The sequence below is a fragment of the Nocardia terrae genome (assembly GCF_009760405.1).
GTDB classification, from domain to species: Bacteria; Actinomycetota; Actinomycetes; order Mycobacteriales; family Mycobacteriaceae; genus Nocardia; species Nocardia terrae.
In genome coordinates this window covers 55,752-79,820 of sequence record NZ_WRPP01000006.1, presented here as the reverse complement: position 1 = coordinate 79,820, position 24,069 = coordinate 55,752, and the positions used below count along the sequence as shown (strand labels likewise).

Here is a 24,069-nt window from a genome sequence, read left to right as displayed (position 1 = left end):
CGTGGTCACTGTCAATACGGAGGCGTATTACCACGCCGCCGGTGAGTGCCAGTCGATCGCAACCGAATTGGCGACGGCGGTCAAGACGCTGACACCGGCGCTGGTCATTTCGAACCCCGGAATGGCCGGGGACGGGTCCGCCGCATCGTGGGCGACGAAGTGCGATCAGATGAGCGTCGATGTGCTGAACACCATCGGAGCCCTGGGCAATGCCCTGACCAAGGCGGCCGATGTGTTCAACGCCTGCGGCTACAACTGGGACCTGGCCGAGTGGACCTCAGCGGGAAAGACCACCCCGCAACCCGATAAGCCCGCGGCGGTCGGCAGTTGGGCATTCTTGCAGGGCGATCTGAGTCTCATACAGCCATCCGGCGGAGACAACGGCGCGGGCCTGGTCACACCGCCTCTGATGGCCGATATGGTCCGGGCAGCCGGTCAAGTTCCCAACGGGGACACCCAGAAACTCTCAGCGATGGGGGCCGCCTGGACCAGTTTCTCCGCCGCGGAGATCGTCACCACGGCCGGTGGACGTCTGGATCAGGCCGCCGGCAAGTTCCACGGTATCGAGGCGCCCGAGGTCGGTGACCTGCTCGCCGTGCTGAGCACCCTCTCCAGCGGTGCGCAGGCCGTCGCCAGTGTGTCCGCGGCGATCGGCAAAGCCGTCGGCAACTACGCGAACGACCTTGGCGCAGTTCGTGAATTGATCGCGAAGAACCTGCAGCCACCGTTCGTGGAAGGGGTGAGCGCGAGCATCGGGAACACCTCGGTGCAGGTGTCGTTGACCGGTGCCGTCCCCAACTCGGCCACGCTCATGGCAATGGGTGCCGTGGTCGCGAGCGACATCTCGACCAGCCCCGTCGCCACGGAACTCGCCAAACCTGATTTCGGCAGCACCGACGGACTCGAAACCCAGCCGATGCTGCTGTCCATCGCTGCGCTGTCGATCCCGAAAGAACTCGGCAACACCGACGACAACAAGCCCGTATTCGAGGTCATCGATTCACACCGGTACGACTCCGCGCGCGTGCACGCGTCGGCCATGGCCTTCGCACAGATCTTCGGCCATCCACCGCAGAGCGGCACCGACTGGGAAACCGCCGAAGTACTCAACCCCAACAGCTACGACCCGAAGTACCACGGCGTCGGCCCCCAGATCCAGGTTGTTCGAATCAACCCGGTCAAGGGTCAAGGCGTAGTGCGATCCGACCAGTTCATCGCCCAACGCGACGTCAGCGACCCGCAGTTCAGCAACCCGTTCGAACGCGACCTGGGCAACAACCGTACATTCGATCCGAACTTCGACCCCGAACACGCAAAGGTTGCGACTTACGTGGATTACGAGAACGGGATTGTCGTCATGCGGCAGGACCCATCCGTACGACAAGACACCGGGGAAACGAAGGTGGGCAAGCCCACCGGCACGGTGACCCAAGCCGCCGACGGCTCGGTGCGAATCAGTTACGACGCGGGTAATCCGTTGGCCGAGACAACATGGATGCCCGGTCATCACAAGGTGACGGTCAACGGCGACCTGGTGTTCACCCCCGGAACCGACGGCGTCACCATCAGCGGCACCCGCACCGACTACCCCTCGATGGAGGCCTACCAGGACCACGGTGTGGGCACCCAGATACGCACGGTGGGCATCGATCCGGCCGCGTCGGGAAGCTCCCTCGGACCCGCCACCAACCTGCCGTTCCATCACAATATCGGTGCGGGGCCAACCGCATTCGACCATTTCAAGGACTTGCCGTCCACCGAGTTCGGGTCGGTAGAGAACCCGCCGGCGGTACCGGGGCGATGATGACCACCTCTCGCAAACGTGGATTGAGCCGTACCTCATCGGGAGTCGCGGTGGGAGTGGCGTTGCTCAATGTCCTCCCGATCGTGGTGCTGTTGGGTGCTGCCTACATCCTGGTCATCCCATACGCGGTCGAGCTTGTGGTCGCGGGCGTGTTGTGTCTGATCCCGGGTCGAGCCCGCCGGATAGGCTTGGGCATTCTGGTGGCGCTGGGCGTGACCGTGGTATTGATCGGCCTGGCAATAATTGTGGTGTCGCTATGGGGCTGAACCCCGACGCGGAGAGCACCGCCGCCCGCAGTTCACGCATCCAGAGCGCGATCCTGCAAGTTCGAGGCAAGGCTCAGACATCCGGCGGCGCGGTGGCGATCGAGACCGACGTGAACGGAATGATCACCGACCTGCAAATCTCGCAGGCCGCGATGTCCGTCGATCCCGGCCGACTCGCGCAGGCGATCACCCAATGTCACGGAACTGCCGTCGAACGGGCCAAAGATGAAGCGATCAAGGTAATCGAAGAGCTGCAAGATTCCCCGCAGCTCTCGCCGCGCCAGGCCGCTCACGGCGCACAAACTGCCCTGAGTCCCGATGCGTGGGAGGAACCCACCCCGCTTCGCATCACCCATTCGATGTGAATTAGCAGGCTCCCTTCGGCATCACCGCTCTCGGATCGGCGGCCACGCAGTCGGTGCAGGGCGGGGCGTAGGGTCGGTGGTTATGACCTTTCGAAGCGGAAGCAGCTCAGTTCCGGAGACCGTGCTGAACGATGGGAAGACCATTCCGTCGTTGGGTTTCGGGGTGTTCCTGGTTGAGGAAGGGGACACGTTCGGGGCGGTCACGGCCGCCCTCGAGGCCGGGTATCGGCATATCGATACGGCCGCGATCTATGGCAATGAGGCGGAGGTGGGGCGGGCCATCCGGGAGTTCGGGGTGGACCGGGACGAGGTATTCGTCACCACCAAGCTGTGGAATTCCGAGCAGGGGTACGACTCGACGTTGCGGGCGTTCGACGCCAGCATGGAGCGGCTCGGGCTGGACGAGCTGGATCTTTATCTCATTCACTGGCCGGTCGGGCAGGCGGACAAGTACGTCGATACCTTCCGGGCCTTTCAGAAATTGAAGGCGGAGGGGCGGGTCGCCTCGATCGGCGTATCCAACTTCAATGCCGATCACCTCGAGCGTCTGATCGCGGAGACCGGTGAGACTCCGGTGCTGAACCAGATCGAGTTGAGCCCCAACCTGATCCAGGCTCAGCTGCGCGCCTTCCACACCGAGCACGGGATCGCCACCGAGGCGTGGAGCCCGCTCGGGCGCGGTGCGGCGTTGAAGGATCCGACGATCGTCGCCATCGCCGGGGAGACCGGCCGCACGCCCGCTCAGGTGATCATTCGCTGGCATCTGCAGCTCGGCAACGTGGTGATCCCGAAGTCGGTGACGCCCAGCCGGATTCGCGAGAACTTCGATGTCTTCGGCTTCGAGCTCGGCGACGACCAGATGCGTGCGATCAGCGCACTCGACTCGGGCACCCGGGTCGGCCCGGACCCGGCCACCTTCACCGCCGGACTGCTCTGACGGCGAACCGTTCCGCGCCGGAACGGTGGACGGTTCCGGCGCGGAACGGAGATCGGCTCAGCCCGCGAGCTTGGCCAGGTTGGGGAAGTTGGACAGTTCCCAGCCACCGTCCACCACCAGGTCGACGCCGGTGATGTAGGAGGCGTCGTCGGAGGCGAGGAAAAGGCTGGGGCCCGCGATCTGCTCCGGAGTGGCGGGCACGCCCATCGGAATGCGTTCCAGGAACATCTGTTTCGCCGGTTCGTAGCCCACGATCGGGGCCACCAGCGGGGTGTCTACCAGGCCCGGGAGGATGGCGTTCACGCGGATGCGGTGCTGGGCCAGTTCCAGGGCGGCGGTCTTGGTGAACATCACCACGCCCGCCTTGCCGGTGGAGTAGGCGCTGCCGCCGGGCATGGGGACGCGGGCGTCCAGCGACGAGATGTTCACGATCGCACCGCCACCGGTCGACTTCATCAGGCGCGCTTCGTGCTTGGTGCACAGGAACACCGACTTCTGGATCAGGTCGAGGGTGAAGTCCCAATCGGCCTCGAGCAGGTCGGTGACCGCGCCGATGCGGGACGCCCCCGCGGCGTTGAAGGCAGCGTGCAGGCCGCCGAAACGCGTTGCGGCGACCCCGATTCCGGCCTCGATCTGGGCCTCGTCGGTGACGTCGGTGACCACGGGGACGAAGGACTCCCCCAGCTCACCGGCCCGCTTGCCCAGTCCGGCCTCGTCGATGTCGAGCCCGACCACATTCGCACCCTCGGCCACCAGCGCGGCCGCGATCGCCGCGCCGATGCCGGAGGCCGCACCCGTGACGACCGCGGTACGGCCGTCGAATCTATTGGCGTTCAAGATTTCTCACTCCTCATCGGCGACCGGCGCGCAGGAACTCACCGGTGCGCTCCTTGCCCAGGGTGGCCACCCGCTCACCGAGCCCGAACACGAACTCCCCGTTGACCAGCACCGCGGTGACGGTGTCGTCATTGCGGTTGACCATGCGGGAGAGATTGTCGAACTCGGGAATCGGGTTCTCGGCGTAGGCTTCCAGGCTCTCGTCGAGCCGGGCCGGATCGATGATCAGCACATCCGCCCGGTCGCCCTCGCGCAGGTGCCCGGCGTCGAGGTCGTACCAGTCGGCCAGCTCACCGGTGACCCGGTGCACGGCGTGCTCGACCGTCATGAACGGCCGCCCCTGCTGCTGCGCCTTGTGCACCCGCTTCAGGAACCGCAGCCCGAAGTTGTAGAACGCCATGTTCCGCAGGTGCGCGCCCGCGTCCGAGAAGCCCAGCTGCACACTGGGATCCGCCGCCAGCATATCCAGCACCTCGGGCCGGTGATTCGAGATCGTGGTGCGCCAGCGCACCGCCGAACCGTGCTCGACCAGCAGGTCGAGGAACGCGTCCACCGGGTGGACGCCGCCGCGATCGAGCCCCACCTGCCCGAAAGTCTTGCCGATCACGCTCGGATCGGGGCATTCGGTGATCTCGGCGTCGAAGAAGTCGCGGTGCCACACGCGGGTGCCCCACTTCTTCTCGTAGTCCTTGCGGAACGCCCTGCGATACGCCGGATCCGCGAACAGCTCCTGCCGCTGGTCGAGCTGATTCGACAGGTGCAGAGCCGCCGCACCGGACCCGAATTCCTCGAACACCGGCAGGTCGATGCCATCGGAGTACACCTCGAACGGCACCGGCAGATGCTGCCAGCGGAAGTCCCCGCCCAGCCGGTTGAGGATCTTGCCGATCACCGGGAAGATGTTCACCACAACGGGATTCGCCTTGATATCCGCGGCCGAGAGCAGGCTCACCTTGAGCTTGGGCCGCAAGATTCCCAGGCTGCTGATCGCCATGGCCACCAGGCTCTGCGGCCGCGTCACGTCCGGCCCGCCCTGCAACGCCCGCTTCCGGTCGCGCAGAATGCGATTCAGCCGCCGCCGCTCCTTGGTGGTGGCGTAGGTCGACGGCAGCGTCCGCGACCGGCACACCTCACCGTCGAGCTTGTCGAACAGCAGCTGTTGCGAGGACATGCCGACGAAACCCGCGTCGAGCGCCTCACGCAGCTTGTGTTCCATGGCGCTGAGCTCCGACTCACTGGGCCGCACGTCCGGATCGGTGGCCCGTCGCAGACCGAGCTGCGCGGTCCGGATATCCGAATGCCCGATGAAGGCAGCGATATTGGGTCCCAACGGCAGTGATTCCAGCGCCCGCACATACCCGTGCGCACTGTTCCAGGTCTTCAACCCGTCGATCGCCGAAACCACATGCTTGCGCGGAATGGCCTCCACCCGGCCGAACAGGTCCCCGGCGTCCGAGCCCTCCACATGCACCGTGGACAGCGAGCAGGACCCCAGCAGCAGCGTGGTCACCCCGTGCCGCAACGACTCCGACAGCGAGGGATCCAGCAGCACCTCCACGTCGTAGTGGGTGTGGATGTCGATCATGCCCGGCATGACCCAGCGCCCGGTCGCGTCGATCACCCGCGCGCAACCGGTTTCGTCCAACGGCGCGGCCGACACGGTCGCCACCCGCCCGTCCCGGATGCCCAGATTGCGCACGGCCGAGGGCGCGCCGGTGCCGTCGAACCAGCGTCCATTCTTGATAATGGTGTCGTACAAAGGAATTCACTCCCCCAGTGAGAGATCGCGGCGCAGCACCTTGCCGGTGGCATTGCGCGGCAGGGGTTCCGCGGTGACCAGCCAGCGGGCGGGCACCTTGAAGTAGGCCAGTTCCCTGGCCACATGGTCGCGCAGCTCGTCCTCGGTCATCGAATCCGGTTGGTCGACAACGACGATCGCGGCCACCTCCTGACCGAGATCCTCGTGCGGAACGCCGATCACCGCCGACTCCCGCACCGCCGGATGCGCGTCGAGGACGTTCTCGATCTCCTGCGGGTAGACGTTCTCGCCGCCGCGCAGGATCAGATCCGACCGGCGGCCGGAGATGTAGAGCTTGCCCGCGCGCAGCGTGCCGAAATCGCCGGTGCGCAGCCAGCGGTTCTCGTCGATGCTCGCCCGGGTGGCGTCCTCGTTGTTCCAGTAGCCGAGCATGACGTACGGGCTGCGGACACAGATCTCGCCCTCCTCGCCCTCGGGCACCACCTTGCCGTCGGGATCGCGGACCTCGATCGAGACGCCGACCACCGCCCGGCCCACGGTCTCGTTGTCCGCGGCCAGCTCCGGCGGGGTGGCGACGGTCGCGGCGGTGCCGGATTCGGTGCAGCCGTAGCTGGTGGTCAGGCCCTGCAGGGCGACCGGGAACCGTTCGCGCAGCCGCTGCACCAGCGCGGGCGAGGCCGGCGCGGAGTTCAGCGAGAACGCGGTCAGCGAGGACAGGTCGTACTTCGAGATGTCCACCGCCAGAATGCGACTCGCCAGCGTCGGCACGGCCGCCCAGTTGGTGACCCGTTCCGTCTCCACCAGCTGCAGCAGCGATTCCGCGTCGAACTCCCCCGAGGTCGGGAAGATGACCGCGTCGCCGGTGGTGAGCCGCGGGATCGACAGGTTGTGCAGGCTCGCGATGTGGAACAGCGGCATGGTCGCCAGGTAGCGGCGCGCGGCCGGGGAACCGTCCCAGGTCTGGCCGCGGAAGCCCGCGGACAGCGCGTCCATGAAGCGGTGGTAGTCGGCGACCGCCACCATGTTCCGCTGGGCGTGCACCACGCCCTTGGGGCGGCCGGTGGTGCCGCTGGTGTAGAGGATGATCGCCGGATCGTCCTCGCTCAGCTCGGTGACCGGATTCCCGCCCGCGAATTCCGCGATCAGCGCGGGCAGATCGGTCTCCATGGTGAGCACCGGGATGTCGGTGCCGGTCTCGGCGGCCAGCGCGGCCCGCTTGGCGTCGGCGATCACCACCTTCGGGGCGGAATGCTCGAGGCCGTAGGCGATCTCGCGCGGCACCCACCAGGCGTTGAAGCCGACCGGGATCGCGCCCAGCCGTTGCGCGGCCCAGAAGGTCAGCACCCACTCGGGGGTGTTGGCGGCCAGAATCCCGACCCGGTCGCCCTTGCCGACGCCGTAGCGCTGCGCCAGCGCGGCGGCCAGCGCCCCGGCGGCCGCGTAGTGCTCGGCGAAGGTGTAGCGGGTGCGCGCGGACACCAGATAGTCGAGGTCCCCCAGCTCCCGGGAGGCTTCCAGCAACTCCAGCAGCGAACCGTGACGGTTCTTGAACACCTGCTGCGGCGCGCCCAGCACCTGCTCGACCGTCATCTCGAACGGCGCGCCCGGCGCGGTCAGCTTCCCGGCGACCTGAGCCGCGAGTGCCTGGAGATCAATGGCATTGGTCATGAATCAAGTCCTCGGGTGTCGATGCGCCAACCTTCGCAGCTTGCCGCAGCGGGGCGGCGGCGAGGGAGAGAACCGCAAATTTTTGGTGCCACCGTGCCACTTTCTGGGATGACGGGGCTCGGCGTTCTCGCCCCGGCGGACCACCGGCCGCGCCTCATGCCCACCCCCGGACCACGTCGAAGGTCGACTTCAGATAGGCGTCGGCGCGGTCGGAGCCGATCAGGCCCGGCGCCATGCGGTTCATGGCGTAGGCGAAGGTGACCCGGTGGTCGAGGTCGTTGACCACGAACGCGCCGCCCAGACCGGCCCACCAGCACACCCGGCCGTCGGGCACGTGCGGCGCGGTCTGCGCCTGCGGCAGGCCGTAGCCGATGCCGAAGCGCAGCGGCAGCATGATGGCCAGGTCCAGGCCGTCGGACTGCCGCTCGAAGATGAGGTCGATGGTCTTGTCCGACAGGAACTTCCGGCCGTCCAGCTCGCCGCCATTGCTGATCAGCGACTGCAGCCGGGCGATCGAGCGGGCGTTGCCGTGCCCGCCCATACCGCCGAGCTCGGCCCGCTGCCACTGCGCGGTTCCGCACTCGGCGAAGTCCAGCAGCGGCTGGAACAGGGTCTTGAACATGACGCTGTCCTGCGGCAGCAGCGAGGGATCGAACTCCGGCAGCTCCGGCGGCACCAGGGTGGCGATGCGGCCCAGATCCGCCGCGGGCGTGCCGATATGGAAGTCGGCGGCCAGCGGGCGGGCCAGTTCCTCGGCGAAGAACCGCCCCAGCGGCCGCCCGGTGATGCGCTTGACGAGCGCGCCGACCAGGTGCCCGTAGTTCATGGCGTGATAGCCCGACGCCGTACCCGGCTCCCACCAGGGAGCCTGCGCCGCAAGGCGATCCGTGGACGCGTCGGTGTCGTAGATGTCGGCCAGCACGATCGGCGCTTCCCACCCCGAGACGCCCGAGGTGTGCGAAAGCAGGTGCCGCACTTCGATATCGGCCTTGCCGTTGGCGGCGAACTCCGGCCAGTAGTGGGCCACCTTCTGGTGCACGTCCAGCTCGCCGCGCTCGACCAGCAGCAGGGCGCTCAACGCGACCATGGTCTTGGTGATGGAGAAGGTGTTCACCAGGGTGTCCGCACCCCAGGGCACGGTCTTCTCCAGATCCGCGTAACCGCCCCAGAGATCCACCACCGTCTCGCCCTCCACGGTCACGCAGACCGAGGCCCCCAGCTCCGCGCCCGTTTCCACCTGTTCGGTGAAGGCCGCACGCACGGCATCGAATTCGTCGGCACAGAATCCAGCCACATTGCGCCCACCCGTCGCCTCACCGCCACCCCTGTGGGAATCGCTTCGCGATGCAATCATTTCCACCTCCTACACCCGCGCCACGGCCCGGCCGGGCACCGGCAGCGCGTGTCCGGCGGCCGCGGCCCGCCGCGCCCCCTCAGCGAGTTCCTTCGCCTGCTCGCGGACATAGATGTCGAAGTCGGCCTGGATGGTGTGCCGCGGCGAGTTGTAGTACCGCGCGGCGCGTTCCGCCTCGACCCGGGCCGCGTCGGCGGCCATGTCCGCCTGCGAGGGCAACCGGTAGTTGCCGGTCAGATAGGCCGCCACCAGCTTGGACTGCTGCTCGGCGAAGTTCACCAGGGTTGGCATCGCCTGGGCCAGACCGAGATAGAAGAGATTGTCGATACCGGGCAGCGCCATCTGACGCCACAGCGTCAGCCTGTTGTTCGCGTCGGTCCGCAGCGCCGGATCGGTGAAGAACGGGAAGCTGATGTGATACCCGGTGGCGCACACCACCACGTCGACCTCTTCGCGCGAGCCGTCGGCGAACTGCACGAACCTGCCGTCGAGGCGGCTGATGGCGGGCTTGAAATCGATATCGCCGCAACCGACCCGGTGCAGGAACTCCTCACTCGCCGAGGGATGCGCCTCGAACGGCAGATGATCCGGCTTGGGCAGGCCGTAATCCTCCATGCGGCCGCGGTTCTTGACCACGAAGCGCTGCTTGAGCTTGAGCGCCAGCTTGGGCGGCATCCACGGCGGCACCACCTGCGTGTCACCGACCTTGCCGCCGACGTACTTGGGCAGCACCCACACCCCGCGCCGGGCCGAGACCCACAGCTTGTCGGCGAGGAACTTCTGCGACAGCTCCGAGGCGATGTCCAGGCCCGAGTTGCCCATGCCCACCACCACGACTCGCTTGCCGCGCATGTCGATCGGGTCGAACGGGTCGTTGTAGGCGTGCGAGTGGATCAAGGTGCCGTCGAACTCGCCCGGATAGTCGGGGATGTTGGGATCCCAGTGGTGGCCGTTGGCCACGAGCAGCGCGTCATAGGTCTCGACGCGGCCCTGATCGGTGGTGACCGTCCACAGGCCGTCGGCGGCGCGCTCGGCCCCGATCACCTTGTGGCCGAAGATGATCCGGTCGCGAATGCCGAAGTGGTCGACGTAATCCTTGAAGTACTGGTGCAATTGGCTGTGGTGCGGGAAGTCCGGCCATTCCTCGGGCGCTGGGAAGTCCTCGAACTGCAGCCGGAATTTCGAGGTGTCGATGTGCAGGCTCTGGTAGCAGGCCGACATCCCGTTCGGGTTCTTGTAGTACCAGTTGCCGCCCACCTCGTCGGAGGCTTCGTAGCAGTCGAAGGGGATGCCGTACTCGGCGAGCCGCTTCGCGGCGGTGATGCCCGACGGACCCGCGCCGATGACGCAGACCCTGGGCAATTCACGATTCTGTGCAGATGGCGCAGCCAATTCACTCTCCTGGTTCGGCGATGGGTTCACTCCCCGGCCGGACGTGATGTGCCACACACGCTAACACTCACTAGACATCGTGTCTAGTGAGTCAACTTGCGTCTATTATTCAGGCGTGACCCGACCCTCATTGCGCGAAGAACAGAAGCGGCTGACCCGCAGCCGGCTGATCGACGCCGCGAAGCAACTGTTCACCACCCAGGGCTACGCCCCGGTCCGCGTCGACGACATCGCCGCCGCCGTCGGCTGCAGCCGCGCCACCTTCTACCTGCACTTCACCGGGAAGCCGGATGTGCTGCGCGCCATCGCCGAACAGGGCACGCTGCCCAGCGTCCAGCATTTCTACGAGGACCTCGACCACGTGCTCGACAGCGGTTCACGCACGGAGTTCGCCGCCTGGATGCGGCGGGCTATCGACTGGTTCCAGGAGTACAAGGATCTGCTGCCCGCCTGGGACGAGGCGACCGCGCTGGAGCCCGAATTCCGGGAAGTGGCAAGGGAGGGCATCATGGCGCTGCCCAATGTCATGAGCTCGTACCTGTCGCGCTGGCCGGCGGAGCGCCAGGACGAGGCCCGGCTGCGGGTGGAATTGCTCGTGGCCCAACTGGAACGGTTCTTCACCCGATGGGCCATGCAGGGCACCATCGACGTCTCCGCCGAGGAAGCCGCGAATGTCCTGACTGACATCTGGTTCCCGGCCCTGCAATCCCCTAATGATTAGGGGCCAACTCCCTAATCGTCAGTCCGGCAACGGAGTGGCGCGGGCGCGATCCAGTTCCCAGAATGCGCGCAGCGCACGGATTTTCCCGTCCGCATTCACCCGATAGACGGCGACGAGATCGACTTCTACCGACATCCCCGCGCGCACACTGCGAATTGTGCCGGTGAACGCCGCCTCGTTCCCGCAGGCGAATGAATCGGCCCAGTGGAATTCGATCGCACTGGGTTCGATCGCCTTGTCCCAGAAGGCCGCGATGGCGGCGTGGCCCGAATGCCCTTCGCCGACCAGGTCGCACGGGGACACCCCCACCGGATCCTCCACCCGGGCGTCCGGCGCGAACAGGGCGAGCCAGTCCGCCTTGGACTTGGCTCGGACGGCGGCCTGGGACGCGAGTCCGGCATGGCGGGCGGGGTGTTCGGCGGGCATGAGGCGATCCTGCCCGGCGCACCGGGGACTCGGGTGCGCCGGTTCCGGCCAGCGGGAACGGGATTCACCCCACTGAGACCGTGACGTGATCGGACAGAGAACGTTGCATAGCGATAGCGAACGGCTAGCAATCGTGCCGGAGATCACATCGGCAAACGATTCGGGTCGGCACCCGGAATGGTGCCGACCCGAATCGAATTGTGAAATTCAGACGTTTCAGTGAACGCCGACGTTGTAACCGGTCCACGCCTGCGCGTTGAAGTTCGCGCCGATGCCACCCTGCATCGCCTGAGCGCACTGCTCGTCGGTGAGGTGGTAAAAAGCGCAAGCCCCGGCCGGGTCCACACCCACAACGACACCCTGGCCGTCATCGGCCGAAGCGGTGCCGAAAGTGAGGGAGGCAGCCGCGGCGAACAGCCCTGCGGTGACAGCGAATTTCTTCAAGAGAGGGTCCTCTCGATCAATATGGAAATGTCGCTTGCGATGCTTGCACGTAAATCCGGAACCGCCAAGCCATCGTAGTTTCCGGCGATTCGTTTCAGGCCGCTTCGGCTACCGAAAGAGCGTGCGCCGCAGAGCTGTAGCGACTTGCCAGCAAACGCACTACCGCGGGGTGCACACCGATCGGTTCGGCCACGCCGTCCGCACCCGCGTCGTGCAGGCGCTGATGGAACAGCCCGTGCGCGAGCAGGTACGACGCGATGAACACCCGGCGCGCACCGGAGCTGCGCACGGCCGCTACGACTTCGGGCACCCTGGGCTCGCCGGTCGCGATATAGGCCAGGTGCGCCGGGGTCTCGAGCCGCTCCGAGAGCAGGCTCGCGGAGCGCTGGACATCCTGGCGCGCACGGGCGTCCGAGGACCCCGCCGCGGCGAACACCACGGCATCACCCGGCCGCCAGCCCGCCGCGCGCAGCCGCAGGTGCATGACCTCCGCCAGCGCCGGATCCGGGCCCATCGCGTGGGTGACCGCGACCGCACCGTGCGCACTCGCGGCCACCTCTCGCGGCACATCCTGATACACGTGGTAGCCCGAGGCCAGGAAGGCCGGAACCACCACGGCGGGAACACCATCCAGATCCCGCAACACCTCGGCCGGGGCGGGCCCCAGCACATCCACGAACGCGGTGCGCACCGTCGGCGCACCACCGATCGCGATCTCACGCAACGATGCCGATGCGGCCCCGAAATCGGCACCGGCACCTGTCTGGGCGACAACATGGTGCGCGAGCGCACCGTTCACAAAAGCCGCGGCGCTCAACTCACGCCGCACGGCCCCCGCCAATTCGGCGATCATCTCCACACCGCGCGCACTCCTGGTGCCATGGGCGACCAGCACCAGCGCCGGGGCGCTCACCACGCACCCCGCACCGGGCGCACCGCACGAACCGCGGCCCCGGCTGCCGGCACACCGGTGGGGACCGCGGGCTGAGTCGACACACCCACCGGGCGACCGGTCCCGCTCACCGGCGCGGCTCCGGGGCGGACTGCGGCAGAGGGCGCGACGACCGCGGGCCGGTTCACCCCGTTGCCGGCATTCGGTGAGCCGGGGCGGCGGTTGATGCCGGTGGCCGGAGGTGTCTCGCCCAGCGGCGGGCGGGTTCCCGGCATCCGCGGCGGCATCTCCCGTCGGCCGCCCAGACCAGGGGTTCGGGGCGGAAACTGCTGCCGGGCAGCCGGGCTCGCGGGTTCCGGGTGCGGGTTGTCGATGCACTCGGCGGGGTCCAGTGCCAGGCGATAGCCGCGCTTGACGACGGTTTGGATGGCCTTGGGCGTGCCGAGGCCCGCGCGGAGGCGGGCGATCGCGGTTTCGACGGCGTGGGTGTCGTCGCCGCCGCCCGGGAGGGCGGCGAGCAGGTCCTCGCGGGAGACCACGCGACCGGGCTGGCGGGCCAGGGAACGCATGAGAGCCATGGGGGCCGGGGCCAGCTGACGAACGTGGCCGTCCACGACCACGCAGCCGCCGCGCACGCTCAGCACGTGGCCCGCGGCCTGAATCCGGTTGGCGCGCCGGGGAAGTTCCTCGGCGACGTGGCGGGCCAGCGCGCCCAGGCGGGCACGGCCGGGCATGGAGGTGGTGACGCCCAGCTCCTCCAGCGGCGCGGCCGTGATCGGGCCGACGCAGGCGGGCAGGACCCGGGTGCGGAAGGCGTGCAGCACGGCCTCCAGCAGCCCGGTTTCCTTGGCGCGCATGAGAAGTGAGGCCACGGCGGGAGCGCTGGTGAAGGTCACGCAGTCCAGCGCGGCGGTGACGATGCCCTCGATCAGGCGGTCCATCGGGGTGCGGTCGTCCGGCGGAATCCAGCGGTACACCGGCACCGGAACCACGTCGGCCCCGGCCATGCGCAGCACCTCGCAGAAGTCGGGAACCGGCTCCCATTCGGTGGTCGCGCCGTGCAGCTGCACGGCGATCCGGACACCCTCGACCCCTTGGGCCAGTAGGTGATCCAGCACCTCGGCACTGGATTCCGAAGCGGGAGACCACTCTTCGCGCAGTTCGGCGGCGCGGATCGCGCCCTTGGCCTTGGGGCCGCGGGCCAGCATGCGGGTGGACGCCAGGGTGGCGCGCAGCTCCTCGGCCAGGCCCCAGCCCTCGGCCGCCTCCATCCAGCCGCGGAAGCCGATGCCGGTGGTGGCCACCGTGATCTGCGGCGGATCGGCGACCAGCTGACGGGTCACGCGCTCCAGCTCGGTGTCGTCGGCCAGCGGGATGATCCGGATGGCCGGGGCGGAAACGACATTCGCGCCTCGGCGTTGCAAAAGGGTGCCGAGCTCGTCGGCGCGGCGGGCGGCCGTGATGCCGACCGTGAATCCAGCGAGCGGCGTACCGCCGTCGACCTCGGTCATGCGGTACCACCGACGAACTGCACGGGGTCGTTGGACACCGAGACCACGCCGTCCACGACGCGAACCGCGTAGACCGGCAGCGACACCGACGCGTCGTCCAGGCAACGGCCGTCGATCAGCGAGAACGTCTGCTTGAGCAGCGGCGAGGCCACGACGGGCACGCCACCGCGATCACCGACCAGGCCACGCGACATGACCGCCGCGCGTCCGAACGGGTCGATATTGCCGACGGCGAACAGCGTGCCGTCGTTGGTGAGGAACAGGGCCGCCTGGCGACCGCCCTTCAACAGGACCGCCACGCCGCGGCCGGGAATCAGATAGTCCTGTCGGCAAGCCTGGGTCCAGCCTGAGACGGTGGTGACTGCGGTGGGTGTGTCGATCACGGTCATCGGTAACTCTCCTCCGAACGGCCTGCACCTATTGATACGGGCGTCCTGTTTCCAAGCGGTTAAGCAGTCATTTCCCGTGCGTGGCGGTCTCGGTGACCTGCGCCGCACCGACCGGAATGTCCGGAATCCCGAGCAGTACCGGCGTCTTGCGCTCGCCGGACTCGTCGAAACCGATGGTCGGATCGGCCTGTTCCGGCGCGTTCACGAAGGACACGAAGCGCGAGAGCTTGCCCTCGTCCTCGAGCACCGCGGCCCACTCGTCCTTGTAGCCCTCGACATGCTTGGCCATGGCGGCCTCCAGATCGGCGGCGATACCGAGGCTGTCGTCGCACACGACGGCCTTGAGGTAGTCCAGGCCGCCCTCGAGGGCCTCCTGCCAGGGCGCGGTGCGCTGCAGGCGGTCCGCGGTGCGGATGTAGAACATCAGGTAGCGGTCGATGTACTTGATCAGCGTCTCGTCGTCGAGTTCACCGGCCAGCAGCACCGCGTGCTTCGGGGTCAGACCGCCGTTGCCGCCGACGTAGAGGTTCCAGCCGTTCTCGGTCGCGATCACACCGACGTCCTTGCCGCGCGCCTCCGCGCATTCGCGGGCGCAACCCGAGACCGCCAGCTTCAGCTTGTGCGGGGAACGCAAACCGCGGTAACGCTTTTCGAGCAGCACCGCCATGCCGACCGAGTCCTGCTGGCCGTAGCGGCACCAGGTGGAACCGACGCAGGACTTCACCGTGCGCAGCGACTTGCCGTACGCGTGACCGGATTCCATGCCCACGTCGACCAGGCGCTTCCAGATCAGCGGCAGCTGCTCCACCCGCGCGCCGAACAGGTCGATGCGCTGGCCGCCGGTGACCTTGACGTACAGGTCGAATTCCTTGGCGATCTCACCGATGGTGATGAGCTGGTCGGCGGTCACCTCACCGCCGGGCATGCGCGGCACCACCGAGTAGGTGCCGTTCTTCTGCAGGTTGGCCAGGAAGTGGTCGTTGGTGTCCTGCAGCGAAGCCTGCTCGCCGTCGAGGATGTGATCGCTCGAGGTGGAGGCCAGGATCGAGGCCACGGTCGGCTTGCAGATGTCGCAGCCGGTTCCGGTGCCGTACTTGGCGATCAGGCCCGAGAAGGTGCGGATGCCCGTCGACTGGATGATGTGGAACAGCTCCGCGCGCGACTGCGAGAAGTGCTCGCACAGCGACTTGGAGACCGCCACGCCCGACTGCTCGAGCAGCTTCTTGAGCATGGGAACGCAACCGCCGCAGGAGGTTCCGGCATTGGTGCAGCTCTTGATGGCCGGGACGTCGCAGGCGCCGTCGGCGATCGCGCCGCAGATCGAACCCTTGGACACGTTGTTGCAGGAGCAGATCTGGGCGTCGTCGGGTAGCGCGTCCGCGCCCAGTTCCGCACCGGCCGGCGAGATCAGCGCGGCCGGATCGGCCGGCAGCGGGCGGCCGACCAGCGGGCGCAGCGCCGAGTACTGGGTGGCGTCGCCGACCAGGATGCCGCCGAGCAGGGTCTGGGCGTCATCGGAGACGACCAGCTTGGCGTAGGTGCCCTTGGCGGCGTCGTGCAGCACCACCGACAGCGCGCCCTCGGTGCGGCCGTGCGCGTCACCGAAGGAGGCCACGTCCACGCCGAGCAGCTTCAGCTTGGTGGACAGGTCCGCGCCCGGGAACTCGCCCGCGCCGCCGAGCAGGCGGTCCGCGACCACCTCGGCGGTGTTGTAGCCGGGGGCCACCAGGCCGTAGCAGACGCCCTCGATCGCGGCGACCTCACCGATGGCGTAGATGTTCGGGTCCGAGGTGCGCAGGCTCAGATCGGTGATGACACCGCCGCGCTCGCCGACCTCCAGCCCTGCGCTGCGGGCGATTTCGTCACGTGGACGCACACCGGCGGCGAAAACCACCAGTGCCGAACGCAATTCGGTGCCATCAGAGAAGGTGACCTTGAGCTTCTCGGAAAGCGGTGCGCCCTCGACGGTTTCGATGGACGAGGTGCCGACGCCGGTGTGCACGGACAGCCCCAGCTCGGTGACCAGCTTCTCCAGGATCGCGCCGCCGCCCTCGTCGACCTGGGCGGGCATCAGCCACTTGTTGAACTCGACCACGTGCGGGGTCATGCCCAGCAGGCGCAGCGCGTTGGCCGCCTCCAGGCCGAGCAGACCGCCGCCGACCACGATGCCGACCGCGCCCGGACCGGCCGCCTCGGCCGCGGCCCGGATGCCGTCGAGGTCCTCGAGGGTGCGGTAGACGAAGTTGCCCTCGAGGTCGTGACCCGGCACCGGCGGCACGAAGGCGTAGGAGCCGGTCGCGAGAACCAGTGCGTCGTAGGCGATCACGTCACCGGCGGAGGTGGTGACCTTGCGGGCGACCTTGTCGATCGCGTCGGCCTTCACGCCCAGGCGGACCTCGACCAGCTCGTCGCCCTCGTAGTCGTTGCCCGGCAGCGCCAGCGCCGAGGTCTCCCAGATGCCGACGTAGGAGGACAGTCCCACGCGGTCGTAGGCGGCCAGCTTCTCCTCGCTGAGCACGACGACCTGCCAGGCGCCGGCCTCGTCGCGGGAGCGCAGCGCCTCGACGAAGCGGTGACCGACCATGCCGTGGCCGACCACGACGACGGTCTTGCGTTCGATGCTGTGGGTCATGACAGTCCTTTCGAGAACGGACGTCAGGCGCGAGCCGACGAGGTGGACGAAGTAGCCGATTCGGCCTCGAGCACAAGGGATTCGGCCTCGACGACGACATCGGCGTCGGTGGTGGCGCGCAGGCCGGGGCGGCGCATGAAGACCGCCCAGCAGACCAGGCCGCACACCACATAGAAGGCCATGAAGACCCAGAACGCGGTGGTCGCCGACTTGGTGGAGGCGTAGGAGGAGCGCAGCACCAGGTTGATGCCGACGCCGCCCAGTGCGCCGATCGCGCCGACGAAGCCGATGAGCGCACCCGAGGTGTTGCGGGCCCAGGCCGCGCGGGAGGCCGAATCACCCTCCAGCGAGCGGGATTTCGCCTCGAACACGGACGGGATGATCTTGGTGACCGCGCCGTTGCCGAAACCGGAGATCACGAACAGCGCGGTGAAGGCGATGATCATGGCGATCAGCACGCCGCCCTTGGGGTGCCCGGCGTGGTCGCCCATGGTCGAGGCCACCGCGACCACCACGGCCGCGAGGGTCATGGCCACGAAGGTGTAGAGCGTGACCTTGCTGCCGCCGATGCGGTCGGCCCACTTGCCGCCGTACGGGCGGGCCAGCGAACCCAGCAGCGGGCCGATGAAGGCGATCTGCGCGGCGTGCAGGGTGGCCGCGGCGACGCTCGCGCCGCCGGCCTTGAAGCTGATCTGCAGCACCTGGCCGAAGGCGAAGCTGTAGCCGATGAAGGAACCGAAGGTGCCGATGTAGAGGAAGGCGATGGCCCAGGACTGCGGGATCCGCAGCGCCTTCAGCATGTAGGACAGATCGGCCTTCTGGTTCTTGACGTTGTCCATGTACAGCGCCGCGCCCACGGCCGCCACCACGATCAGCACCAGGTAGACCGCGCACACCACCGAGGCGTTGCCCAGGGTGGCGATGACCGCCAGCCCGATCAACTGCACCACCGGCACCCCGATATTGCCGCCGCCCGCGTTGATGCCCAGCGCCCAGCCCTTGAGCCGCTGCGGGTAGAAGACGTTGATGTTGGACATCGACGAGGAGAAGTTGCCGCCGCCCAGACCCGCGAAGGCCGCCACGATCAGGAACGTCGTGTAGGAGGTGCCCGGCCGGTTGATGAAGTACAGCGTCAGCAGCGTGGGGATCAGCAGCAGCAGCGCGCTCACGATCGTCCAGTTGCGGCCGCCGAACTTGGCGGTCAGGACGGTGTACGGAATCCGCGCGAAGCCGCCGACCAGCGTCGGGACCGCGCCCAGGAAGAACTTGCCGGCCGCATCGATGTGGAAGACGTTCTGCGGCATGAACAGCACCATGACCGACCAGATCGACCACACCGAGAACCCGACGTGCTCGGCGAACACCGACCAGATCAGATTGCGGCGCGCGATGTCCTTACCGCCGGCTTCCCAAGCCGCGACATCCTCGGCATCCCAATGCTCGATGTCGCGCTTGCGGGTCAGCGCCTTCGGCAAGCGAGTCGGCTGCGTCAACAAGAGGCCCTCCTGAAATCTGGATGGCCCCAAGGTAGAAAACGGGTATTGCGTGGATGCTGCGCGAAATGACCGTTAAATCAACGGTTGCTCACGAAAACCGACTGAACGGCGTGAGATGTAGTGCCATGTTTCGAGCATGTGACACAACGGTTTCCGAAAGCTCCAAATCGCCAGGAAACTCGAAACCGAGCCGGAGGGTGAGAGGCTCGCCACAAATAATGGCCTCAACCTCACGGCTCGGCAACTCGAACGGTGAAATTTCTCGAAATGGCGGATAACCGCTAGTTCCAGGTGTCCTCGAGCATTTTCGGCTTGCACGCCACCCAGCCGCCGACCATCAGGACGAGCACGGCCACGCTGAGGAAGGCGAAGGGCGCCAGCCACCCTCCGGTCATCGTGTGCAGCGCGCCGAACACCAGCGGGCCGGTGCACGCCACGGAATAGCCGACGCCCTGGGTGAACCCGGACAGCGCGGCCGAACCGGCGCCCGTGCGGGTGCGCAGGTTGATCAGCGTCAGGGCCATCGGGAAGGTCGAGGGACCCAGGCCCAGGGCCAGCACCCACAGCAGCGGGGCGCTCATCGGCGCGAACAGCAGGCCGCCGAAGCCGATGAAGAAGAACACCGCACAGGCGATCACGATCGGGAAGGGATTGGCCATGCGGCCCACCACGATCGGGGCGGTCAGCGCGGCCGCCAGGCCGAACAGCGCGAACAGGCCGACCATGCTGCCGCCGAAGGAGGCGCTCGCGCCGGCGTCGCTGAAGATCGTCGGCATCCAGGTGAACAGCGAATAGGTGATCAGCGAGGTCATGCCGAACATGAACGCCATGCCCCAGGCCAGCGGCGAGCGCCACACCCTGCCGGTGGATTCCACGGCGTCGGAGGGCAATTCGGTGACATCGGCGCGAGCGTGATCGCGGCGGACCCGCAGCACACCGACCCACGGCAGCGCGGCGGCGAAGGCCAGCGCGGCCCACATGCCCAGCGACAGGCGCCAGCCGTGCGCGTCGGCGACCGGCACCGTGATCAGCGCCGGGAAGACCGTGCCGAGCTGCACCATCATGATGTACACCGAGCTCAGCAGCGCGAGCCGATCCGAGAAGTACCGCTTGACCAGCGGCGGGATCACGATATTGCCGATGCCCATGCCGGCCAGGGCCAGCGCCGAGAAGGCCAGCAGCTCCCAGGTGTCGGGCACGATGGCGCGGATCGCCGAGCCGACGCCGGTCATGAGCATGGCCACCAGCGCGGTCTGCTCCAGGCCGAGGCGGCGCGAGATCAGCGGGGTGATCAGTCCGCCGAGCGCGAACATGGCCGTGGGGAGCATGCCGAACACGCCCACCACCGCGGTGGAATAGCCGATGTCCTGGCCGATCCGGCCGGCGAGCGGGGTGAAGGCGGTGACGGCGACGCGAAGGGTGAGGGCGGACACAACGATGGCGACGAGCACGAGCAGGCGGCCCTCGAACAGGGCGCGCCGGGAAAGTTCGGGACGGATCTCGACTGCCGTCCGGGTGGGGGCATTGGTAAGGCCCCTCCCCGGGGCCATCGTCTCATCCATCGTCGCAGTCACCCGAAAATCATAGGATGACCCGATGATGTGATGCAACGAATGTGAGGCAGGGTACGCTGTCACCCGTGCAACCAGTCCGGCGCACGAGCCTCATCGCCCAGGTGACAGAGCAGCTTCGTGCCGAAATCCGTTCCGGCCGTTGGGCCGTCGGCTCGCGTATCCCCACCGAGCCCGAGCTCACCGAACTCACCGGTACCGGTCGAAATACCGTCCGGGAGGCCGTCCAGGCCCTCGTCCACGCGGGCATGCTCGAGCGCAGACAAGGCTCGGGCACCTACGTGATCAGCACGTCCAGCCTCGGCGGCACCCTGTCCGAGTACTTCGCCGACGCCCAGCAGCGCGACCTGCTGGAGCTGCGGCAGGCCCTCGACACCACCGCCGCCCGGCTGGCCGCCACCCGCCGCGACGAGACCGACATAGCGACCCTGCGACGACTACTCGACGACCGAACCCGCTTCTGGGACACCGACTTCGACGCCGCCATCGAGGCCGACGTGCAAATCCACCGCGCCATCGTCGTCGCCAGCCACAATGCGGTATACCTGGAGTTCTACGACTCGCTGCTGCCCGTCATCGCGGCCGGGATCCGCTTCCGCTCCGAACAGGACGGCGCGACCTACCACGACGAGCACGCCGAACTCGTGCAAGCGGTGATCGACGGCGACCCCGACCGCGCGGCCCGCGTCGCCAACTGCTTCCTCAACTCGCTCATGGCCGAATATCGGACGCTCGATACGAAATTGGAGTAACCGAAAGGTCACCGCGCGCCGCACCGAAAAGTGAGCCCGAATTACCGTCTCCGTCACGGAAAAACACTCGGACGTAAAACGCGCTTCCTACGGTTGATCGCGACCGCAGCGGCTCCCCCGACCGGGAGCCCACGATGAGGGCGGTCGCGACAGCCGAGAGGACAGCTGCCCATGGCAACCGTAGTAGAGGCGCCGGAAACGACCTTCACCTACCAGCGACGCGGACGATGGATCGACCATTGGGAACCGGATAACAGTGAATTCTGGGAAAACGGCGGAAAACAAACCGCCCGAAAGAATCTGATCTTCTCGGTTTTCGCGGAGAACCTGGGATTCAGCATCTGGGTCATCTGGGCCAGCGTGGTGACCGCCATGGGCTCGGCCGGATTCGCCTTCCTGAGCGCCAAGAACCCGGACTCGGTCAACAACGCCCTGCTGCTGACCTCCACCCCGACCCTGGTCGGCGCGGCGCTGCGGGTGCCCTACACCTTCGCCATCCCGCGCTTCGGCGGTCGCGCCTTCAGCGCCTTCAGCGCCGCCATGCTGCTGGTGCCGAGCCTGGGCCTGGCGTACTTCATCAACCACCCGGGCACCCCGATGTGGGTGTTCATGGTGCTGGCCGCCCTCGCCGGTGTCGGCGGCGGTAACTTCTCGTCGTCCATGGCCAATATCAACTTCTTCTTCCCGGAAGGGAAGAAGGGCGCGGCGCTGGGAATCAACGCGGCGGGCGGCAATCTCGGTGTGGCACAGACGCAGTTGTTCGTCCCGCTGATCATTACGCTGGGCACCCACATCGTGGCCAAGACCCCCGCGGGCTACCGGTTCGGCATCACCCTCGCGGTGCTCATGTGGATTCCGTTCATTCTGGTCGCCCTGTTCGGCGCACTGCGGTACATGGACTCGCTCTCCGGCGCGAAATCCGATGGCTCGTCCTACAAGCTGGCCCTGAAGAACCATCACACCTGGGTGATGGCCATCCTCTACATCGGCACCTTCGGCTCGTTCATCGGATTCTCCTTCGCCTTCCCGACCCTGCTCAAGGCCAACTTCCCCAGCCTGGCCAAGATCGGCTGGATGGGCACGCTGGGCAACCTGGCCTTCCTCGGCGCGCTGGTCGGTTCCATGAGCCGTCCCTTCGGCGGCTGGATCGCCGACAAGTTCACCGGCGCGAAGATCACCGTGTATGTCTTCGGTGGCATGGCCATCGCCACCGCGCTCATCGTGGCGTCCTTGTCCGCCAAGAGCTTCCCGCTGTACCTGATCTCGTTCCTGCTGCTGTTCGTGCTCACCGGCATCGGCAACGGATCGACCTACCGGATGATCCCCATGATCTTCACCGCCGAGGCGCGCAAGCGGGCGGCGGAGACCGGACAGGACATCAGCGAGGCGCTGACCTCCGCGAAACGCCAGGCCGGTGCGGCCATCGGCGTCGTCGGCGCGGTGGGCGCGAGCGGCGGCTGGGTGCTGCAGCAGGCGCTCCGGCTGTCGAACGTGCACTACCACAGCATGAATCCGGCGTTCTGGGCCTACGCCGGTGCGTTCCTGGCCATGGGCGCGGCCACCTGGTGGTTCTACCTGCGGTCGTCGTTCGCGGTCGGCCGGGCGCCCTCGCTGGCGCACGCCAACGTGTAGGAACTCCCCTCCTACCCAGAGCTTTGGAAGCAGCGGCTGCTCAGGGAGTGCTACGGAATCCCTGAGGACTTTGGGACCTGCGACTCTCAGGGCCCGCCACGGATCCCTGAGGGTTGCCGGAGCCGCGCTTCCAAAGGTTCCCCACCCGTCGGGGAGCGCGCGAAGGTCGTGCCGGATTCGTCGCCCGGCACGGCCTTCGCGTATTTTCGCGCCGGAATCGCGTGCGGCTCAGCGCGATCGGGTGCGGCTCAGAGCATCAGCCGGATCATGTCGGCGGTGCGGGCCAGGCCCGGGAACGCCTCCGGCGTCGAACGCGGGTGCAGGGCATGCACCGCCAGCCGGAACATGACCGCGCGCACCAGCATCTGCGGCCATTCGGGCAGGTCGCCCCAGCGCTCGAGCAGGCCGTCGTCGCCCCCGCCCCACGACAGCGCGTCCACCACGATCACCGCCGCGGCCCACGGGGCGGGCCGCCAGTACGGGGTGATGTCGGTGAGGCCGGGCGCGAAATTGCCCGAGAACAGCACGGTTCCGAACAGATCGCCGTGCACCAGCTGCGCGGGCGTGGTGATCGGCTTGCGCAGCGTCGAGAGCTGTGTGATCAGGGTCAGGCTGCGGTCGCCGTCCGGCGAGGTGGCGGGCAGCGCGCCGCCCATCTTGAGGGTGCGCAGCGGAACCGCTTCCCACGCAGCGCGATCCGCGGCGGCGAAGACATCCACGTCCACCCACGGCGCGACCGGCTGCGCGGCCAGGAAACGCGGGCGCTCCAGGCGCTCGGTCACCTGATGTAATCGCAGCGACAGCGACACCACCTCGTCGTGCCGCGGCTCGGGCACGCCCTCGAGATAAGTGTCGGCACGCCAACCGGATACGACATAGCGCCCATCGGTGGCGCGTACCGGGCGCGCCAGGCGCAACCCGTCCACCCGCAGCGTCTCCCGAACCTTGGCCGACCACGCGGCACGCGCATGGTCGGTCACCGGGCTGAGGACCACATCGCCCAGCCGCCATCCGCCGTCCCAGTTCCCCAGCGGAACCGGCGCTTCCTCACGCAACCCGAAGGTCGAGCGCACGTGTTCAGGAGGTTCCACAGCAGTCATGGTCACGCGCGTACGGTACCGCCGACAAGTGGCGAGAATCCGACGCCACACCGAATAACAGACCGGCTGGTGCAGAGTCGGAACGAGGGGTTCGAAAGCAGGTTTCCGAACCCCTCGTTCA

At 67.5% G+C, this 24,069-nt stretch carries 20 protein-coding genes and 1 pseudogene; 7 read left to right on the top strand and 14 right to left on the bottom strand.

Translation table 11 applies throughout. From position 1 onward, the window contains the following. Position 1: 1 nt before the first annotated feature. The 4 genes from GPX89_RS28210 to GPX89_RS28195 all read left to right on the top strand — a co-directional run bounded on the left by GPX89_RS28210 (position 2) and on the right by GPX89_RS28195 (position 3,372). Positions 2-1,804: a hypothetical protein gene (locus tag GPX89_RS28210; RefSeq protein WP_157390750.1), complete on the top strand. Its 1,803-nt coding sequence runs from the start codon at positions 2-4 to the stop codon at positions 1,802-1,804. A gap of 50 nt (positions 1,805-1,854) precedes the next feature. After that, positions 1,855-2,070 carry a hypothetical protein gene (locus GPX89_RS28205; RefSeq protein ID WP_157390749.1) on the top strand — a complete coding sequence of 72 codons (216 nt, stop codon included), beginning with the start codon at positions 1,855-1,857 and terminating at the stop codon, positions 2,068-2,070. Further along, positions 2,061-2,435, top strand: coding sequence for a YbaB/EbfC family nucleoid-associated protein (locus GPX89_RS28200; protein ID WP_157390748.1), 375 nt, complete (start codon positions 2,061-2,063; stop codon positions 2,433-2,435). The genes GPX89_RS28205 and GPX89_RS28200 overlap by 10 nt, the downstream gene beginning before the upstream one ends. A gap of 82 nt (positions 2,436-2,517) precedes the next feature. Then, the gene (locus GPX89_RS28195) at positions 2,518-3,372 is read left to right on the top strand and encodes an aldo/keto reductase (protein ID WP_157390747.1); all 855 of its coding nucleotides are present in this window, start codon (positions 2,518-2,520) and stop codon (positions 3,370-3,372) included. A 57-nt stretch (positions 3,373-3,429) separates the two neighbouring features. On the opposite strand, the gene GPX89_RS28190 is transcribed toward GPX89_RS28195, so the two are convergent. From GPX89_RS28190 to GPX89_RS28170, 5 genes are all read right to left on the bottom strand, one after another. Further along, on the bottom strand, positions 3,430-4,209 hold the full coding sequence (locus GPX89_RS28190) for an SDR family NAD(P)-dependent oxidoreductase (RefSeq protein WP_157390746.1): 780 nt from the start codon (positions 4,207-4,209) through the stop codon (positions 3,430-3,432). Positions 4,210-4,222: 13 nt separating this feature from the next. Then, positions 4,223-5,968 carry an N-acyl-D-amino-acid deacylase family protein gene (locus GPX89_RS28185; RefSeq protein ID WP_157390745.1) on the bottom strand — a complete coding sequence of 582 codons (1,746 nt, stop codon included), beginning with the start codon at positions 5,966-5,968 and terminating at the stop codon, positions 4,223-4,225. Positions 5,969-5,974: 6 nt separating this feature from the next. Continuing rightward, positions 5,975-7,636 (bottom strand): class I adenylate-forming enzyme family protein, encoded by a 1,662-nt coding sequence (locus GPX89_RS28180; protein ID WP_157390744.1) that lies wholly within the window; start codon positions 7,634-7,636, stop codon positions 5,975-5,977. Positions 7,637-7,790: 154 nt separating this feature from the next. Beyond that, complete coding sequence (locus tag GPX89_RS28175; RefSeq protein WP_157390743.1) at positions 7,791-8,990, bottom strand: serine hydrolase domain-containing protein; 1,200 nt, start codon at positions 8,988-8,990, stop codon at positions 7,791-7,793. A 9-nt stretch (positions 8,991-8,999) separates the two neighbouring features. Then, positions 9,000-10,352, bottom strand: a complete 1,353-nt coding sequence (locus GPX89_RS28170) for a flavin-containing monooxygenase (protein WP_235948299.1) — start codon at positions 10,350-10,352, stop codon at positions 9,000-9,002. 145 nt (positions 10,353-10,497) lie between these two features. On the opposite strand from GPX89_RS28170, the gene GPX89_RS28165 reads away from it, so the two are divergent. Beyond that, entirely contained in the window at positions 10,498-11,103 is a 606-nt protein-coding gene (locus GPX89_RS28165; RefSeq protein ID WP_328602400.1) for a TetR/AcrR family transcriptional regulator, read from the top strand. 18 nt (positions 11,104-11,121) lie between these two features. Here the strand turns inward: GPX89_RS28165 and GPX89_RS28160 are convergent, their stop codons facing one another. The 8 genes and pseudogenes from GPX89_RS28160 to GPX89_RS28125 form a co-directional block, all read right to left on the bottom strand. After that, positions 11,122-11,529, bottom strand: coding sequence for a nuclear transport factor 2 family protein (locus tag GPX89_RS28160; protein WP_157390741.1), 408 nt, complete (start codon positions 11,527-11,529; stop codon positions 11,122-11,124). Between the two features lie 216 nt (positions 11,530-11,745). Continuing rightward, on the bottom strand, positions 11,746-11,973 hold the full coding sequence (locus GPX89_RS28155; protein WP_157390740.1) for a hypothetical protein: 228 nt from the start codon (positions 11,971-11,973) through the stop codon (positions 11,746-11,748). 94 nt (positions 11,974-12,067) lie between these two features. Beyond that, complete coding sequence (locus GPX89_RS28150; RefSeq protein WP_328602399.1) at positions 12,068-12,886, bottom strand: sirohydrochlorin chelatase; 819 nt, start codon at positions 12,884-12,886, stop codon at positions 12,068-12,070. 344 nt (positions 12,887-13,230) lie between these two features. Then, a pseudogene (locus GPX89_RS28145) lies at positions 13,231-14,376 on the bottom strand (uroporphyrinogen-III synthase); the annotation flags it as partial. Continuing rightward, a complete protein-coding gene (nirD, locus tag GPX89_RS28140) occupies positions 14,373-14,765 on the bottom strand; it encodes a nitrite reductase small subunit NirD (protein ID WP_157390739.1) in 393 nt (130 codons plus the stop codon). The pseudogene GPX89_RS28145 and the gene nirD, both read right to left, overlap by 4 nt. Before the next feature lie 67 nt (positions 14,766-14,832). Further along, on the bottom strand, positions 14,833-17,397 hold the full coding sequence (gene nirB / locus GPX89_RS28135; RefSeq protein ID WP_157390738.1) for a nitrite reductase large subunit NirB: 2,565 nt from the start codon (positions 17,395-17,397) through the stop codon (positions 14,833-14,835). Between the two features lie 23 nt (positions 17,398-17,420). Next, the gene (locus GPX89_RS28130; protein WP_235948296.1) at positions 17,421-18,890 is read right to left on the bottom strand and encodes a nitrate/nitrite transporter; all 1,470 of its coding nucleotides are present in this window, start codon (positions 18,888-18,890) and stop codon (positions 17,421-17,423) included. Between the two features lie 284 nt (positions 18,891-19,174). Further along, a complete protein-coding gene (locus tag GPX89_RS28125; protein WP_328602398.1) occupies positions 19,175-20,467 on the bottom strand; it encodes a CynX/NimT family MFS transporter in 1,293 nt (430 codons plus the stop codon). 65 nt (positions 20,468-20,532) lie between these two features. Between GPX89_RS28125 and GPX89_RS28120 the strand changes: the two genes are divergently transcribed. Further along, positions 20,533-21,216, top strand: coding sequence for a FadR/GntR family transcriptional regulator (locus tag GPX89_RS28120; protein ID WP_328602397.1), 684 nt, complete (start codon positions 20,533-20,535; stop codon positions 21,214-21,216). A gap of 171 nt (positions 21,217-21,387) precedes the next feature. Then, entirely contained in the window at positions 21,388-22,848 is a 1,461-nt protein-coding gene (locus tag GPX89_RS28115; RefSeq protein ID WP_157390737.1) for an MFS transporter, read from the top strand. Between the two features lie 248 nt (positions 22,849-23,096). On the opposite strand, the gene GPX89_RS28110 is transcribed toward GPX89_RS28115, so the two are convergent. Beyond that, entirely contained in the window at positions 23,097-23,948 is an 852-nt protein-coding gene (locus GPX89_RS28110) for a TIGR02569 family protein (RefSeq protein WP_157391180.1), read from the bottom strand. Positions 23,949-24,069 lie beyond the last annotated feature (121 nt).

Coding starts and splice junctions, on each gene's coding strand:
- nirD (WP_157390739.1), bottom strand. CDS start 14,765: ATGACCGTGATCGACACACCCACCGCAGTCACCACCGTCTCAGGCTGG.
- GPX89_RS28175 (WP_157390743.1), bottom strand. CDS start 8,990: ATGATTGCATCGCGAAGCGATTCCCACAGGGGTGGCGGTGAGGCGACG.
- GPX89_RS28115 (WP_157390737.1), top strand. CDS start 21,388: ATGGCAACCGTAGTAGAGGCGCCGGAAACGACCTTCACCTACCAGCGA.
- GPX89_RS28110 (WP_157391180.1), bottom strand. CDS start 23,948: ATGACTGCTGTGGAACCTCCTGAACACGTGCGCTCGACCTTCGGGTTG.
- GPX89_RS28160 (WP_157390741.1), bottom strand. CDS start 11,529: ATGCCCGCCGAACACCCCGCCCGCCATGCCGGACTCGCGTCCCAGGCC.
- nirB (WP_157390738.1), bottom strand. CDS start 17,397: ATGACCCACAGCATCGAACGCAAGACCGTCGTCGTGGTCGGCCACGGC.
- GPX89_RS28195 (WP_157390747.1), top strand. CDS start 2,518: ATGACCTTTCGAAGCGGAAGCAGCTCAGTTCCGGAGACCGTGCTGAAC.
- GPX89_RS28180 (WP_157390744.1), bottom strand. CDS start 7,636: ATGACCAATGCCATTGATCTCCAGGCACTCGCGGCTCAGGTCGCCGGG.
- GPX89_RS28200 (WP_157390748.1), top strand. CDS start 2,061: ATGGGGCTGAACCCCGACGCGGAGAGCACCGCCGCCCGCAGTTCACGC.